This window comes from Luteibacter sp. Sphag1AF (assembly GCF_014192715.1).
GTDB lineage: Bacteria > Pseudomonadota > Gammaproteobacteria > Xanthomonadales > Rhodanobacteraceae > Luteibacter.
Genome location: NZ_JACHYH010000001.1, coordinates 312,313 through 326,694 on the forward strand (window position 1 = coordinate 312,313; position 14,382 = coordinate 326,694).

Annotated in this window: 16 protein-coding genes; 4 read left to right on the forward strand and 12 right to left on the reverse strand. The window is 62.3% G+C overall.

The window, feature by feature from the left end; genetic code table 11:
* Window positions 1-33: 33 nt before the first annotated feature.
* From FHW69_RS01460 to FHW69_RS01470, 3 genes are read right to left on the reverse strand one after another with little or no spacing between them, the layout of a single operon-like run.
* Window positions 34-522, reverse strand: coding sequence for a RidA family protein (locus tag FHW69_RS01460; RefSeq protein ID WP_183421243.1), 489 nt, complete (start codon window positions 520-522; stop codon window positions 34-36).
* Window positions 519-923, reverse strand: a complete 405-nt coding sequence (locus FHW69_RS01465) for a cytochrome c (RefSeq protein ID WP_183421244.1) — start codon at window positions 921-923, stop codon at window positions 519-521. Before FHW69_RS01465 ends, FHW69_RS01460 begins: the two co-directional genes overlap by 4 nt.
* Entirely contained in the window at window positions 920-2,497 is a 1,578-nt protein-coding gene (locus tag FHW69_RS01470) for a flavin monoamine oxidase family protein (RefSeq protein WP_183422226.1), read from the reverse strand. Before FHW69_RS01470 ends, FHW69_RS01465 begins: the two co-directional genes overlap by 4 nt.
* 201 nt (window positions 2,498-2,698) lie before the next feature.
* Here FHW69_RS01470 and FHW69_RS01475 point away from each other — a divergent pair, with 201 nt between their 5' ends.
* Window positions 2,699-3,706, forward strand: a complete 1,008-nt coding sequence (locus tag FHW69_RS01475; protein WP_183421245.1) for a phosphotransferase — start codon at window positions 2,699-2,701, stop codon at window positions 3,704-3,706.
* Window positions 3,703-4,407, forward strand: a complete 705-nt coding sequence (gene murU / locus FHW69_RS01480) for an N-acetylmuramate alpha-1-phosphate uridylyltransferase MurU (protein ID WP_183421246.1) — start codon at window positions 3,703-3,705, stop codon at window positions 4,405-4,407. The genes FHW69_RS01475 and murU overlap by 4 nt, the downstream gene beginning before the upstream one ends.
* On the opposite strand, the gene FHW69_RS01485 is transcribed toward murU, so the two are convergent.
* From FHW69_RS01485 to FHW69_RS19170, 4 genes are all read right to left on the reverse strand, one after another.
* Window positions 4,404-4,634 carry a hypothetical protein gene (locus FHW69_RS01485; protein WP_183421247.1) on the reverse strand — a complete coding sequence of 77 codons (231 nt, stop codon included), beginning with the start codon at window positions 4,632-4,634 and terminating at the stop codon, window positions 4,404-4,406. The two genes, murU and FHW69_RS01485, sit on opposite strands and share 4 nt — an antisense overlap.
* A 311-nt stretch (window positions 4,635-4,945) precedes the next feature.
* Window positions 4,946-5,965, reverse strand: a complete 1,020-nt coding sequence (gene motB / locus FHW69_RS01490) for a flagellar motor protein MotB (RefSeq protein WP_183421248.1) — start codon at window positions 5,963-5,965, stop codon at window positions 4,946-4,948.
* Between the two features lie 9 nt (window positions 5,966-5,974).
* Window positions 5,975-6,829, reverse strand: a complete 855-nt coding sequence (gene motA, locus FHW69_RS01495; protein ID WP_183421249.1) for a flagellar motor stator protein MotA — start codon at window positions 6,827-6,829, stop codon at window positions 5,975-5,977.
* A 61-nt stretch (window positions 6,830-6,890) separates the two neighbouring features.
* Complete coding sequence (locus FHW69_RS19170) at window positions 6,891-8,228, reverse strand: PAS domain-containing sensor histidine kinase (protein ID WP_183421250.1); 1,338 nt, start codon at window positions 8,226-8,228, stop codon at window positions 6,891-6,893.
* A 151-nt stretch (window positions 8,229-8,379) separates the two neighbouring features.
* Here FHW69_RS19170 and FHW69_RS01505 point away from each other — a divergent pair, with 151 nt between their 5' ends.
* Window positions 8,380-8,748: a response regulator gene (locus FHW69_RS01505; protein WP_183421251.1), complete on the forward strand. Its 369-nt coding sequence runs from the start codon at window positions 8,380-8,382 to the stop codon at window positions 8,746-8,748.
* A 9-nt stretch (window positions 8,749-8,757) separates the two neighbouring features.
* On the opposite strand, the gene FHW69_RS01510 is transcribed toward FHW69_RS01505, so the two are convergent.
* The gene (locus FHW69_RS01510) at window positions 8,758-9,072 is read right to left on the reverse strand and encodes a hypothetical protein (RefSeq protein ID WP_183421252.1); all 315 of its coding nucleotides are present in this window, start codon (window positions 9,070-9,072) and stop codon (window positions 8,758-8,760) included.
* 167 nt (window positions 9,073-9,239) lie between these two features.
* Here FHW69_RS01510 and FHW69_RS01515 point away from each other — a divergent pair, with 167 nt between their 5' ends.
* Entirely contained in the window at window positions 9,240-9,488 is a 249-nt protein-coding gene (locus FHW69_RS01515) for a hypothetical protein (RefSeq protein ID WP_183421253.1), read from the forward strand.
* A 339-nt stretch (window positions 9,489-9,827) separates the two neighbouring features.
* On the opposite strand, the gene secF is transcribed toward FHW69_RS01515, so the two are convergent.
* From secF to tgt, 4 genes are all read right to left on the reverse strand, one after another.
* A complete protein-coding gene (secF, locus tag FHW69_RS01520; protein WP_183421254.1) occupies window positions 9,828-10,790 on the reverse strand; it encodes a protein translocase subunit SecF in 963 nt (320 codons plus the stop codon).
* Between the two features lie 16 nt (window positions 10,791-10,806).
* A complete protein-coding gene (secD, locus tag FHW69_RS01525; RefSeq protein WP_183421255.1) occupies window positions 10,807-12,681 on the reverse strand; it encodes a protein translocase subunit SecD in 1,875 nt (624 codons plus the stop codon).
* Window positions 12,682-12,724: 43 nt separating this feature from the next.
* Window positions 12,725-13,066, reverse strand: coding sequence for a preprotein translocase subunit YajC (gene yajC / locus FHW69_RS01530; protein WP_183421256.1), 342 nt, complete (start codon window positions 13,064-13,066; stop codon window positions 12,725-12,727).
* A gap of 151 nt (window positions 13,067-13,217) precedes the next feature.
* On the reverse strand, window positions 13,218-14,348 hold the full coding sequence (tgt, locus tag FHW69_RS01535; protein ID WP_183421257.1) for a tRNA guanosine(34) transglycosylase Tgt: 1,131 nt from the start codon (window positions 14,346-14,348) through the stop codon (window positions 13,218-13,220).
* Window positions 14,349-14,382 lie beyond the last annotated feature (34 nt).

Consider the following 14,382-nt stretch of genomic DNA (forward strand, 5'->3'; position numbering starts at 1 on the left):
ACGGTCAGGCTCCGGGGCTGAAATATCGGGACCTCAGGGGCGCACGGCCGTCACTTCGATCTCCACCAGGAAACCCGGATTGGCCAGGGCCGCCACCTGCATCGCCGAGCGCGACGGCAGTTTCGGCTGCGTCGGCGTGCCGAAAAACTGTGTGTAGCCCTGCATGAATCCGGCGAAGTCCATCTTGCCGCCCTTGGCCGGATCGCCCACCAGGAAGACCTGCATCTTGACCACGTCGCCCATGCCGAGCCCCATGCTCTTGAGCTGCTTTTCGATGGCACCAAGCACCCCGGCGGTCTGGGTCTTCGTATCGCCATAGGCAGCGGGACTGTCCTTGGCCGCAGACGCATCCGCCACGGGTGGAACCACGCCGCTCAGAAACACCAGCGTCTTTCCGGCCGGCACTTCCACCGCCGCAGAAATCGGGAAGGTACTGTTGGGAATCGCATGCCTCACCACATCGGTGGCGGTTGCCTGCGAGGCGAGGCCCAGAATCGGAAGCAGCAGCGCGAGCTTTTTCATGGTTTCTCCTGAGGACGCAGTGCCTGAACCTGCGCGGCAGTCAGTGGGTCGTGATAGTCGTTGCCAAAATGCGTGCGAACGTAGTTCACCACATCCGCGATTTGCTGATTGCTGAGCACGTTCCCAAACGCAGGCATCCCCGCACGACCATTCAACACCATCGCAGCGGGATACAGCGCCGAGGCCAGCCTGGGATTGGCAGCCAGCGCAGGATACGCCCCAGCCCCGGCCGCACCCTTGCCGTCCGCCATGTGGCATGCCTGGCAGATGTGGGTGAAGAACGCATGGCCATCGGCTGTGGCTGCGGATTTCTGATCCAGAAAAGGCGGGTCATCGGCCGCCTGTGCGGCGGCGCTGAAAGTCACAAGACACGCCACGAGCATCGAGGTCACATGTTTCATGCCCGACCTCCCGCCAACGCGCGACGGTGCACCTGGTCGATGGCCGAAAGCGACGAAAGAATCGCGCCTTCCTGCCACGCTGGCAGATACGACGCGTGTTCGCCCGCCAGCACGATGCGGCCGTCCATCGCGCACAGATCGGCGTAATGCTTCTCGCGCATCTGATCGGACCAGTTGCCAAAACAGCCCAGCGTGAAAGGCGAACGATGCCACGCGACGGCCATGCCGTTTTCATACGTGTCGGCGTATTGCGGATGAATCTGCTTGCCGTATTCCAGCGCCGCGCGAATGCGCTCAGCCGGATCAAGCGCCGTGAATTCCAGCGCCTCGACAAAAAAGGTGTACGAGGCAAGCAGCACGCCCTTCTTCGTACCGAAACCGTGGCTGGGATAGGACATCATGCCGATGGGCAAATCGCTGAAAGACACGCCACCGTAAATGGCATCGTCTTCTTCCCAGAACCGCCGGCTGAACTGGATGCCCACCTTGTTCGATGCGGCGTATGGCACGGCACTGATGGCGGCGGCCATCGCGGCCCCCACCTGCACCGGAATCTGACTCAGGATCGACAGCGGAATCGTGCACACGCACCAGTCCGCTTTCGCCACATGCCGGCTTCCCGGTGCCTTCGTATCCTCATATGCAACGCTTACGCCTGCGCTGTCCTGGGCGATGTCCACGACTTTGGCACCGTAGCGGACATGCGAGCCCACTTCACGACCAAATGCCTTGCCGATGGCGTCCATGCCACCCACCGGCTGCATCATGGTGGTCTGGTATTCGTACTGATCGCTGGCGGCGAGGTTGCCCCAGAGCCGCGCATTCAATACGTCATGCAATCCTACGGGCGTGGAAAAATCCGGCTTGCCATGGGCTCCGCCGCCGGCATCACGCGCGTAGCCGCGATAGTCATTGCTCACTGGCCCGGCAGCGTACGAAAAGTCCCTGTTCAGGCCGCCCCATTCGCGCATCGCTTCGAGGAGAATTTCGCGGTCTTCCTTGGTGACCAGATCATCCAGGCGCCCGGTCGATGTGGCCTTGGCCAGCAGTTCGGCGACACCGCCGTTGAAGTCCGCCTTTACCTCACGGATGCGCTGCGGTTTGCCGCCAAACGCATCGCGGCGATGAAAGTATGCGTTGTGATTGAGCTGGACAAACGGCTCCAGAGCCACGCCCAGCTGACGGCAATAATCCAGTACGCCGTGATGGTGATAAGGAATGCGCCACGGTCCCGGATTGAAATACTGCCCTTCATCGAACTGGCAGCGCTGGGTGTGGCCGCCCAATTCCGTGTAGAGGTCACCACCGCGCAGTGTCCAGTTGCGGCCGCCAAGGCGCTGGTTGTATTCCAGCACCTGCACTTTGTAGCCGGCTTTGCCGAGTTCATACGCGGCCACCAGACCCGCAAGACCTGCACCCAGGATCAGTACGGACTGGCCATTTCCCGATCCTGCCAGTGGGGGCGGCGGTCGATATGGAGATTCCTTCGCAAACCCCAGACCCGTCATCGCCTGGTACATCAGCGCTCCGCTGCCCGCCATGCCGATCATCCGCAGCATCTGCCGCCGGGTCATCGTGGGCATGAATGTGTCCTCTGCCATGATCTCCCCTCGTCCGCCTGCGCCAGGAAGCGCCATTATCGGAATCCCCCGACCCCATCCCCCTAGCATCAGCCGCCGACCCTCCATTCACAAGTAGCCTTTCGGCACCCTGCTGACACGGGCGCGGTGCAGGCAGCACGCCCAACCTCGCACGCGCCTCGGTATGATTCGCCCATGCTTACCGACCGCACTTCCGCTCGTCTCGCCTGGGCCCGCTCCGTCACGGGTGATGCCTCCCTTGAACTCGTACCGGCCTCGGCCGACGCCAGCTTTCGCAGCTATTGGCGCGGCGAGGTAGATGGCGGCACGGTGATCGTCATGGATTCCCCGCCCGAGAAAGAAAATCCGGCGCCATGGATCGCAATTGGCACGCGGCTGGCTTCGGCAGGACTGCACGTTCCGAAGGTCCACGCGTACGACGCCACACAAGGTTTTTTGCTCATTGATGACCTGGGCACGCGCACGTACTTGCCCGAGCTGAACGATGACTCCGTGGACGCGCTGTATGCCGATGCACTGGATGCGCTGATCCACATGCAGACGCACGTAGACACGCGCGAACTGCCAGATTTCGACCGCGCATGGCAGACCATGGAACTGGAAATCATGCCTACATGGTTTCTGGAAACCCATCTGGGACAGACACTGGCTTGCAGCGACTGGGACGTGATCGAGGCGGCTTTCGACGTGCTGATGCATGGCATTGCCGAACAGCCGCGCGCGTTCATGCACCGCGATTATCACAGCCGCAATCTGCTGGTTTGCCCGGAACACAATCCGGGCATCATTGATTTTCAGGGCGCTATGGTGGGACCGATCACGTACGACCTGGCCTCGCTGCTTCGCGACTGCTACATCGTGTGGGACAACGAACGCGTTCAGGGGTGGGTCGAAGGTTACCGGCTGCGCCTGCTGCACACGCATATCATCGAGGATACCGTGGACACCGATCGCTTCCAGCGCTGGTTTGATTTCGCCGGCCTGCAACGCCACATCAAGGTGCTGGGTCTGTTCTGCCGACTCTGGTATCGCGATGGCAAGCCGGGCTATCTGACCGACCTGCCCCGCGTGCTCACCTATATTCTGGATGTATCGCGCCGTCATCATGAACTCGCGGCGTTCGCCGATCTTCTGGAAGCCAGGATAGGCAATTGCGATATCCGCGAGGCGCGCGCGGCATGAGGCATGCGCTGATTCTCGCCGCAGGGCTGGGTGAACGCATGCGCCCCCTCACCACGCACACACCCAAGCCGCTACTCCCCGTCGGCGGCAAACCGCTGATCGAGTGGCACCTGGAAAAGCTGGCCGCGGCAGACGTCCGCTACGTGGTCATCAACACCTCGCATCTGGCCGACCAGTTTCCTGCGGCGCTGGGGGACGGTTCGCGCTGGGGGTTGCGGATTCGTTATGCCTACGAAGGGCCCACGCCACTGGAAACCGGCGGCGGCATCCTGAACGCCCTGCCATTGCTGGGGCCTGATCCGTTCATCGTGGTCAGTGGCGACATCTACAGCGACTACGACTATGCGCGACTGCCGGCTCAACCCGAAGGCGTGGCGCATCTGGTCATGGTCGACAACCCACCCTGGCATCCAGCGGGCGATTTCTTACTGGCAGATGGACGTCTTTATGAAAAAGACGCACCCGTCGTTGCGAGCCATATCGCTCCCGCAACGGGCGCGCAGTGCCTGACTTTCGCGAACATCGGTGTGTATCGGCCGCAGATCGTGGCGGGCCAGTCGCCGGGGAAGTTCAAGCTGCTTCCCATGTATCAACGCGCGATGCGTGACGGCTCACTGCGCGGTGAGCGATTTGATGGATTCTGGCGAAACATCGGCACGCCCGCACAGCGGGACGAACTGGAAGCGCAGCTTCGCGATTAAGCGACGGCGCCTTCTGCGCCAAGCGCCTTCAGTCGCTCATGACCCTGAGCGAAGGCTTCGTTGTATGCGCTGGTAATGTCGCCGTGCGCCAGAGTGCCTGTGCTGGTCTCGATCTCTTCGCCTTGCGTATCCAGAATGCGGTAACTGGATCTATACACAGGCTGACCATCGGACCCGTCCTGCTTGATGGCTTTGGCGACCACCCGGAATTTATTGTAACTGTCCACGTTTACTCCCTCCCCTGTTGCCCCATCCTGCGCCCCCGGGCGGCCGAGCGCAAGCACCCCGCAGGAGGGGGTGCCTGCAGTCACGCGGGCCGTGTACCGGGCCGCGTGAAGGCGGGATGATATTGGTGTGGTGAGTGTTTCGGAGACCATGCGCCGGGCTGACTGCCCCCTTGCGCAAATGGACGTCCAAACACACATGCTTCGATACTGTGTATACGAAGCATGTGTATCACCGCCGCATGTCCGGAGGATGACTTTGCCGGACGGGACGATCTTGCGGGCAGCACGCTTGCGCGCGACGAGCGCGCCAATCAAATACCCGAAGGCGCCACCGACGCACCCCGCGTCGTCGACACGTCCGACGCATGCACGGCCGGGGCGGCTGGAACGCCGCCCGCCGCGTGATCGGCTTCCGCGGAACGAAGCGTCGGAACGATCGGCAGCGGCTTGGCCTCGTTGACCAGTTCGGGCGAGAGCGCCGCCTTGGCCGCCTGATCGGTCATCACCACGATGCTGATCCGGCGATTGGTGGCCGCCGAGGGGTCCGCCTTGTCGAACGGCACGGAGGCAGCAAGACCCACCACGCGAGCCACTTTCTCGCCCTGCATGCCGCCATCGGTCAACGTGCGACGCGCGGCATTGGCGCGATCGGCAGAAAGCTCCCAGTTGCCGTACTGACTGTCGGCACGCACGTAAGGCGCGCTGTCGGTATGCCCGGAGATGCTGATCTGGTTGGGCACCTGATTGATGAACCCGGCCAGTTCGTGAAGGATCTGAACGGTGTACGGCTTCAGGGCACCACTGCCCAGGTCGAACATCGGGCGGTTCTGCTTGTCGACGATCTGGATGCGCAGGCCTTCGGACGTGATGTCCAGCAGCAGCTGATCCTTGAACGGTGCCATGGCCTGACTTTTGGCAATCGCATCGTTCAGGTCTTTCATCAGCTTCTCAAGGCGCTTCTTTTCTTTTTCCCGGGCCATCTTCTCGGCCTGTTCCGCACTGGGGGGCGCGAACGAGGTCTTGTCACCCGGGCCGGTGGGCAGATTCATGGCACCGCCCAGCTTGATCATGCTGGTGCTGGCACCGCCCGGGCCCGTCATGCCCGAGGGAGCCATGGTCGACTGGCCGGACGTCATGCTGGGGTTCTTGAAGTATTCGGAGATGGCCGCGCGCTGCTGCTTCGTGCCCGCGCCGATCAGCCACATCACGAGGAAGAACGCCATCATGGCGGTGACGAAGTCAGCGTAGGCGACTTTCCACGCGCCGCCATGATGGGCGTGACCGCCCTTCCTGCGCTTCCGGACGATGATGACCTGTTTCAGCTCCGCCATGGTCGTGACTCAGCGTGCGGTTTTCAGGTGCGCTTCCAGGTCCTGGAAGTTCGGACGGGCGCGCGAGGTCAACGACTTGCGCGCGAACTCCACGGCAACCATCGGGTTGTAGCCACGCAGGGAGGCCAGCAGGCCAACTTTCACGCACTCGAACGCCTTGCCGTCTTCGTTGACGCGTCCTTCCATGGCGGCAGCCAGCGGGCCCACGAAGCCGTAGGCCAGGAGGATGCCGAGGAAGGTACCCACCAGCGCGCCGGCGATGTGCTCACCGATGACGGCAGCGTCGCCGTCGATGGACTTCATGGTGATGACGATACCGAGCACGGCGGCCACGATGCCGAAGCCCGGGAGCGCATCGGCCATCTTCTGCACGGCCAGCGCAGGCGCGGACGCTTCGTGATGATGGCTTTCCAGCTCGATGTCCAGAAGCTGTTCAAGCTCGTGCGGATCCATGCTGCCGCCGACAATCAGGCGCAGGCAGTCCGTGATGAAGTCGATGAGGTGATGCTCGGCCACCAGGCGCGGATAGGCCGAAAAGAGCGAGCTTTGCGAAGGGTTCTCGATGTGCTCTTCCATGGCAAGCTGCCCTTCCTTGCGCATCTTCACGAAGATGTCGTACAGAAGTGACAGCAGGTCCACGTAGTCCTGCTTGCGGTACTTCGGCCCCTTCAGCAGGGCGAGCATGTCGCGCATGGCGCCCTTCACGATCTCCATGGAATTGGAGCTCACAAAGGCGCCGGCCGCACCGCCGAAAATGATCAGCAGCTCGTAGGGCTGCCAAAGCGCGGCGATACTGCCGTGCGAAAGCACGTAACCACCCAGCACGCTGACCAGGACGACGATGAAACCGATGATGACCAACATGGATGTTCCTCTCTGCCAGAGTGTTTATCGGCAGGAAGGAGCATCCATTGAGGGACTTTGATCACACTTTGTGAACAGAATCGGCCAGCATGTCCAGTGAGCCCATATAGCGCGGAAAGACCAGCTGAATCGTCGTACCGTGCCCGGATTCACTGTCCACCTCGATGAAGCCGCCCGCCTGCGCAACGCTTCCGTAGACCTGGGCCAGCCCGAGGCCGCTGCCACCCTCACGAGTCGTGAAATACGGCTCGAACAATCGCTGCCGCACCGCCTCAGTCATGCCCTCCCCGGAGTCCTTCACGGCCACCGCCACGTAGTGGCCTGAGGCGGAATCGCGCAGGGTCACGCCGGGCAGCGCCACCAGTTCGCGGGTGAACAGGCGGATCTGCACCGTGCCACCGGAGGCCATGGCGTCGCGGGCATTGAGGCAGACGTTCATCAGTGCCTGTTCCAGCGCATGACGGTCAAGATAGACCGGCAACGGCTCGTCCGGCGCATCGACGGTCAGGCCCACGCGACCACCCATGCCATGCCGGGCAAAGTCGGCAAAGTCATGCACGGCCTGCACCATGTCCAGAGGCTCCGGCCGGGCCGGATGCGTACGCGCAAACGCCAGCAGCCGCCTGGTCAACGCCGTGGCGTGCCGGGAGCCTTCCACCGCGTAACGAAGCATTTTCCGGTGCTGGGGCAGCAACAGCTCGATATCATCTTCAAGGCCACTGAGGCTCACTATGACCGTTTGCAACATGTTGTTGAAATCGTGAGCGATGCCGCTCACCAGCTGACCGATGGCCTGCTGCCGGTGTGCCTGACGCGAACTCTCTTCTGCAAGCCTGCGAGCCGTTGTAGCCATGTCCAGTTCGGAACTGATGGCGGCAACCATGCGTTCGGCCGCCTCGCGGGCGGCGTGCTCGGACTCCAGCCGTTCCAGCAGCGTGCCGTAGCGACTGGTGGCGTTCACGGAACTGGCCAGCGTCTCATTCAACTTGTCTTGCAGGACTTGGTTGATCGACTCCAGCGCCACCTGCAATTGCACCCTGTCGGTGATGTCGCGGCTTATGACGATGAAATGGTCCAGCGTGCCGTCCGCATTCATTGCCGGCGTGACCGACACATCCCACCAGCGTTGCGCCCCACTGGGCGCAGGGCGCGCGCAGCTGAAGTCAACACGGTTGCCCTGACGAGCCGTTCGCAGCGTGCGCAACAACATGTCGTGCGCGGCTTCCGGCCACAACGCCAGCCAGCTTAAACCCAGCACGTTGGCCGGATTGTCAAAACCAAGCACCGCCGCACCGCGGCCGCCGATGAAACGCACAATACCGTCGCCGTCCAGCTCTTTGATGCAGTCAGCGGAGGCCTCGACGTACTGGCGATATCTTTCTTCCGAATCAGTCGCCACAAATTAGACCCATGTCGGATGAGTGCCCAGTATGGAGGCGCACGATAAACGTGGCGTCAAGCTGGCCAGAAGGCCAGTGCTATCGGATGCGTCACGGTTTGCCAACGCGCCCGGGCTCACAGTCCAGCCGTCACCTTGACTTGGGATACCGATGCAATCTGACGAAGCCACCGTACTGATCGTCGAGGACGACCGAAACGTCCTGGATATCACGGGGTTCATGCTCGAAATGGCGGGCTACCACGTTCTCACCGCCTCCAATGCCACCGAGGCACTTTTCGCCGTGGGCGAGCATCCGGACATCGGCCTGGTCTTCACCGACGTCAACATGCCTGGTGACATGGACGGCATCGAAATGGTGAACGAGCTACGCCGCCGGGGAATGCTCATGCCCGTGCTGGTTGTTTCCGGCGATGTGGGTGGCGTGGAACAACGACTGGGCCTGCACGCGTCCTTCCTTGCCAAGCCCTATGACCGCCAACAGCTGCTGGAGGCGGTCGGCGGTGCGCTGCGCCATTGACGCGATCAGTTACTCCGCGAGCGGCTCGGCATCACTCTCACCCGGACGGTCGTCGTCAAATCCGGTTTCGCCCTCGGCGAATACGGGCGTACCGTCATCGTCCACACCCTGGACCAATGCCAGGGCCTTCTCGGCTGCTTCTTCAGCGGTAGCCAGCTCGCGGAAACTGCGGTTGTCGTAGACCGTGAAATATTCCGGCCGGGTCGTTCCGTCCGGCCGACGACTTCCGCCTTCGGGCCGCACGACCAGGTAGGCGGAATACCGGGCACCGTCCTTGCCGGCGCCAGAAGTCATGACATAGTTGGGAAAAGCGCGTTCTGCCATGGTTTTTTCCGGCACAGGGGGATGGGGCGAGCCAGTTTACCCCGGCTTGGGAAACCGCGTTCAGCTGACCGGCACTTGTCTCGCAGGAAATTGTAGGGTATTTCCTACATACGCCAGCGTCACGTTCTATTCACGGATGCGGCGAATCGAGCACAGGGGCTCAGTCGATGAAGTTTTCACACAAAAGCAAACCGTCCAGGCGTCTCGTCTGGACGGTGGCCGCCGCGATGGCCCTTGTGGGTATCGGCGGCGTGGCATTTACCCCGCGGGTAGCCGCTGCCGTACCGCGCGTGTCGTTGCAGATGGCCTACGCATGGCTTTGCGCCTCCCTCGTGGGAGCCGCCTATGTCGTGGTCACGCTGCGCGATGACGCGGAAGGCGCGGAGCGCACAGGGAGCGACGACGAGGAATTTTGACTCGTCGCCCAAGGGATGAAAAAAAGACCCGGCCGGGAAACCCGCCGGGTCTTTTTTTGTTGCTTGCAGATTACCGGGAGGCCTTTTCGCAGGAGCCCGGAATATTTCTTCATGAATACCGCCCGGCCTTTCACGGTAAAGCCGCATTAACCAAAATCATGAACGACAAGAACGCGCGGAGTGGCAGATAAGCGGCCTAATCCGCGCTGGAGGAACCGGGTTATTTGTCGCGCCAGCGATAGCGGGGGCGCGAAAGCTTCGATGTAATACGAAATGCTTAAAAGAAAAGGCCCGGCTGTTTCCAGCCGGGCCTTTCTGTGTGCACGTGTGCCGTGATGCTCAGGGACGGCGGGCGAGCTCGCCCTCGTCCTTGGCCACCGGCATCAGGTCTTTCTTCGACACGCCCAGCCACAGCAGGATCGGGCTGGCGACGAAGATCGACGACAGCGTACCGACCAGGATGCCGATCAGCATGGTGATGGCGAAGCCGTGAACCACCGGGCCGCCGATGAAATACAGCGCGGCCATGGTGATGCCGGTAAACAGCGACGTGATGATGGTTCGCGACAGCGTGCTGTTGATCGACTTGTTCAGCACTTCTTCCGGCGATGCATTGCGGCTGGAGCGGAACAGTTCGCGCACACGGTCGAAGACCACGACCTTGTCGTTGATGGAGTAACCCACCACGGCGAGGACGGAGGCCAGAACGGTCAGGTCGAACTCACGCTGGGTGAGCGCGAAGATGCCCAGGGTCACCAGGACGTCATGGACTTCGGTGGCAAGCGCCGCGAGAGCAAAGCGCTTCTCGAAGCGAATCCACAGGTAACCCATGATGCCCACGATGACGAAGATCACCGCGTAGATACCGTCGCTGCGCAGCTCTTCACCCACCTGCGGGCCCACGAACGAGCGGCTGGTCATGCGTACGTCGGGCCGGGCGGCCTTCAGTGCGGCGACCACGTCGTTGGCAACCTTGCCAGCGGCTTCGTCGCCGGACATGCCGGCAGCGCCAGCATCGTCCTTGCCCTGCAGGCGGACGCTGAGCTCACGCGTGCCACCCACAGCCTGCACCAGCGCGTCTTCAAGACCGCCCTTCGCCAGAGCCGCGCGAACGTCGGCCGAGTCGATGGGGTTCTCGTAAGCCACGCCGACGACGATACCGCCGGTGAAGTCCTGGCCGTAGTTGAAGCCCTTGCCGAGGATCAGGCCGATCGAGCCCAGCATCAGAAGAACGGCAAGACCGATGCTGAAACGACGCAGGCCAAGGAAGTTGAAATTGGCGTTGTGGTTAAAAATTTCCATGTCGTTCTCCGGCCCCTTAGACCGACAGCGTCTTGAGCTTGCGACCGCCGTGGATCAGCGCGGTGATGGCGTGGGTCACGGTCACCGAGGTGAACATGGAGGTCAGGATGCCGATGAACAGCGTGACGCCGAAGCCCTTGATCGGGCCGGAGCCCATCGTCATCAGGCCAAGCGCGGCCAGAAGATGGGTGACGTTGGCATCAAGAATGGTTGCCCATGCCTTGTCGTAACCGGTGCGGATGGCAGCCAGCGGCGACGAGCCGTTGCGCAGTTCTTCACGGATGCGCTCGCAGATCAGCACGTTGGCGTCGATGGCCATGCCGAGAGTCAGCACGATACCCGCGATGCCCGGCATGGTCAGCGTGACGCCGATCAGGGACATGACGGCTACCAGGATCACCAGGTTGAAGAACAGCGCGACGTCGGCCACCAGACCGAAGAGCTTGTAGTAGATGGCAGCGGCTAGGAGCACGAGGCCCAGACCGATCATCACTGCGTTGAAGCCCTTCTTGATGTTGTCGGCGCCCAGGCTCGGACCAATGACGCTTTCAGCCACGATGTCGACAGGCGCGGCCAGCGAACCGCCGCGCAGCAGCAGCGCCAGGTCACGGGCTTCCGAATCGCTCGGCAGGCCGTTGGTCTGGAACTTGTTGCTGAAGGGGCTGCTGATGTTGGCGTAGTTGATGACCTCTTCGGTCGTCTTGGGCACCTTCACTTCCTTGCCGTCGACCATCTTCACTTCGTTGACGCGGGTGACGTAAAGCACCGCCATCGGCTTGCCGACGTTGGCGTTGGTGAACTCAGCCATCTTGCGTGCGCCGGAGCTGTTCAGCGTGACGCTGACGTTCGGCGTGCCGTTCTGCTGGTCGCGGCCGGAGGTCGCGTCGATCAGTTCGTCACCGGTGACGATGGGCTTCTTGGCCAGCAGGTACGGACGGCCTTCGCGACCGAAGTACAGCTTCGCATCCGGCGGAACGCTGCCCGAGCGGGCGGCTTCCATCGCCTGTTCCGGGCTATAGAGACCTGCGCGGTATTGCAGCGTGGCCACTGCACCGATGAGCTTCTTGGCTTCGGCCGTATCCTGCACACCGGCCAGCTCGACGATGATCTGGCTTTCGCCCTGCTGCTGGATGATCGGCTCGGACACGCCCAGCGCATTGACGCGGTTGCGCAGCGTGGTGACGTTCTGGCGGATGGTGCTCTGGGCCAGTTCACGCAGCTTGGCCGGCTTCACTGTGGCGTTGAGCACGAAGCGGTCGCCGGTGGTGGCACCGTCGTTGATCTGCAGGTCCGGGTATTCCGTGCCCAGCAGCGTGGCAGCGGCCTGACGGTCGGCGTCGCTGCGCAGGATGATGCCCACGCCCTGGCCACGCGGATTGCGGTTGACCGAGTCGAAGGGAACATTCTTGTCGCGCAGCAGCGAACGGATGTCGTCCGAGTAGCGCGTTTCCTGCGTGTCGATGACCGCGTTCTGGTCCACTTCCATCAGGAAGCGCACACCACCCTGCAAATCCAGGCCCAACGGCATGGAGTTGGCGTTGATCGCACGGAGCCAGCTGGGCACCGTGGAAGCAAGGTTCAGGGCAACGTTGTACTGGTCACCCAGCGCCTGACGAAGCTGGTCGCCAGCCCTGGACTGCGCGTCGGCATCCGGAAAACGGGCCAGCAGGCGCGAGCCCGTGGCGTCGATCTCGATGGCAGAAACAGGGGTGTTGCTTTGCTGCAGCAGCCCGGCAACCTTCGTTTTCAGGGCCTCATCGACCGTGGCACCGCGGTTGGCAGATATCTGTACGGCGCTCTGGGGCGGGAAGATGTTGGGCAGCGCGTAAACGATACCGAACAGCAACACGAGTACGACCAGCGCATATTTCCAGCGTGGAAAATCAGTCATGCCTTGCATTCCATGAAAGCGGCCGGGGCCGCGGCAGCGGGCCTCAGGAGTTCTTCAGCGTGTCTTTCGGAAGGACCTGCTGGATGGCGCCTTTCTGCACCTTGATCGAAACGTTGGGAGCAATCTCGACGCTGACGAACGAATCGCCCACATCGGTGATACGGCCGGCGATACCGCCGTTGGTGACGACTTCGTCACCCTTGGAGAGCGCGGCGAGCAGCGCGCGGTGCTCCTTCTGACGCTTCATCTGCGGGCGGATCATCATGAAATAGAAGATGCCGAAGAGCACGGCCATCATGATCAGCGGCGAAAAACCGAAAGCGCCGGGGGCACCGGCAGCCGGAGCGGCGGCCTGGGCGAATGCTGCAGAGGTCAGAATGCTCATCGAAATTCTCGCAAGTTGTGGATCAGACTCAAAAAAAAGCCTGATCGCTTAAAAAGATCGTGGATTATGCCACGCCCCCCGGTGCCGTGCACCGCGAGTGAAGGCGTGGGGGCACCCCGCCGGGAACCCAAGCGGGGCGCTCGGCGGGGCCTCAGCCGTCGACTTCCGCCTTCTGGCGGGCCGCGTAGAACGCCGCCACGAAGTCTTCCAGCACGCCGCGTTCGATAGCGTCGCGCAGACTGGCCATCAGGCGCTGGTAGTGGCGCAGGTTGTGCATCGTGTTGAGCTGGGCGCCCAGGATTTCATTGCAGCGGTCCAGATGGCGCAGGTAAGCCCGGCTGAACCCGCTGGCGCAGGTGTAGCAGTCGCAGTCTTCCTCGATGACCCGGGTGTCCATCGCGAACTTCGCATTGCGGATGCGCAGCGTGCCACTGGCCGTGAACAGGAAGCCGTTGCGGGCGTTGCGGGTGGGCATCACGCAGTCGAACATGTCGATGCCGCGGCGCACGGCCTCCACGATGTCCTCCGGGCGACCCACGCCCATGAGGTAACGCGGACGGTCCTTCGGCAGCATCGGCAGCGTGAGGTCCAGCGTGTGGTTGCGTTCCGCTTCCGGCTCACCCACGGCCAGGCCGCCGATGGCGTAGCCGTCGAAGCCGATCTCCACGAGACGCTCTGCCGAACGGTGACGCAGCTTCTCGTATGTGCTGCCCTGCACGATGCCAAACAGCGAATTGGGGTTCTTCAGATCATCGAACGCCTGACGCGAGCGCTCTGCCCAGCGCAGGCTGAGTTCCATCGAATCGCTGGCCACCTTTTCGGTAGCCGGATACGGCGTGCACTCGTCGAAGATCATCGCCACGTCCGAATCCAGCACCTTCTGGATGCGCATGGATTCTTCCGGCGACAGGAACACCTTCGAGCCGTCCACGGGTGAGGCGAAGGTCACGCCCTCTTCCGTGATCTTGCGCTTGTGCGCCAGCGAAAAGACCTGGAAGCCGCCCGAATCCGTGAGGATGGGCTTGTCCCAGCCGATGAACTTATGCAGGCCACCGAACTCCCCGACGATGTCCAGACCGGGGCGCAGGAACAAGTGGAAGGTGTTGCCGAGAATGATTTCGGCGCCAATGTCGCGGATATCGCGCGGGGTCATGGCCTTCACCGAGCCATAGGTGCCCACGGGCATGAAGGCCGGGGTTTCCACCGTGCCGCGTTCAAACCGGACGCGACCGCGCCGGGCCGCGCCATCGGTGGCGAGGAGATCGAAAGTCAATTGGGTCATGACGGCAATTCTAGCGGTTTGACCCACCGGCCGC

Bases quoted from the DNA above. Each gene is read 5' to 3' on its own strand.
- FHW69_RS01460 (WP_183421243.1), bottom strand. From the start codon at position 522: ATGAAAAAGCTCGCGCTGCTGCTTCCGATTCTGGGCCTCGCCTCGCAG.
- FHW69_RS01465 (WP_183421244.1), bottom strand. From the start codon at position 923: ATGAAACATGTGACCTCGATGCTCGTGGCGTGTCTTGTGACTTTCAGC.
- FHW69_RS01470 (WP_183422226.1), bottom strand. From the start codon at position 2,497: ATGACCCGGCGGCAGATGCTGCGGATGATCGGCATGGCGGGCAGCGGA.
- FHW69_RS01475 (WP_183421245.1), top strand. From the start codon at position 2,699: ATGCTTACCGACCGCACTTCCGCTCGTCTCGCCTGGGCCCGCTCCGTC.
- murU (WP_183421246.1), top strand. From the start codon at position 3,703: ATGAGGCATGCGCTGATTCTCGCCGCAGGGCTGGGTGAACGCATGCGC.
- motB (WP_183421248.1), bottom strand. From the start codon at position 5,965: ATGGCGGAGCTGAAACAGGTCATCATCGTCCGGAAGCGCAGGAAGGGC.
- motA (WP_183421249.1), bottom strand. From the start codon at position 6,829: ATGTTGGTCATCATCGGTTTCATCGTCGTCCTGGTCAGCGTGCTGGGT.
- FHW69_RS01505 (WP_183421251.1), top strand. From the start codon at position 8,380: ATGCAATCTGACGAAGCCACCGTACTGATCGTCGAGGACGACCGAAAC.
- FHW69_RS01510 (WP_183421252.1), bottom strand. From the start codon at position 9,072: ATGGCAGAACGCGCTTTTCCCAACTATGTCATGACTTCTGGCGCCGGC.
- FHW69_RS01515 (WP_183421253.1), top strand. From the start codon at position 9,240: ATGAAGTTTTCACACAAAAGCAAACCGTCCAGGCGTCTCGTCTGGACG.
- secF (WP_183421254.1), bottom strand. From the start codon at position 10,790: ATGGAAATTTTTAACCACAACGCCAATTTCAACTTCCTTGGCCTGCGT.
- secD (WP_183421255.1), bottom strand. From the start codon at position 12,681: ATGACTGATTTTCCACGCTGGAAATATGCGCTGGTCGTACTCGTGTTG.
- yajC (WP_183421256.1), bottom strand. From the start codon at position 13,066: ATGAGCATTCTGACCTCTGCAGCATTCGCCCAGGCCGCCGCTCCGGCT.
- tgt (WP_183421257.1), bottom strand. From the start codon at position 14,348: ATGACCCAATTGACTTTCGATCTCCTCGCCACCGATGGCGCGGCCCGG.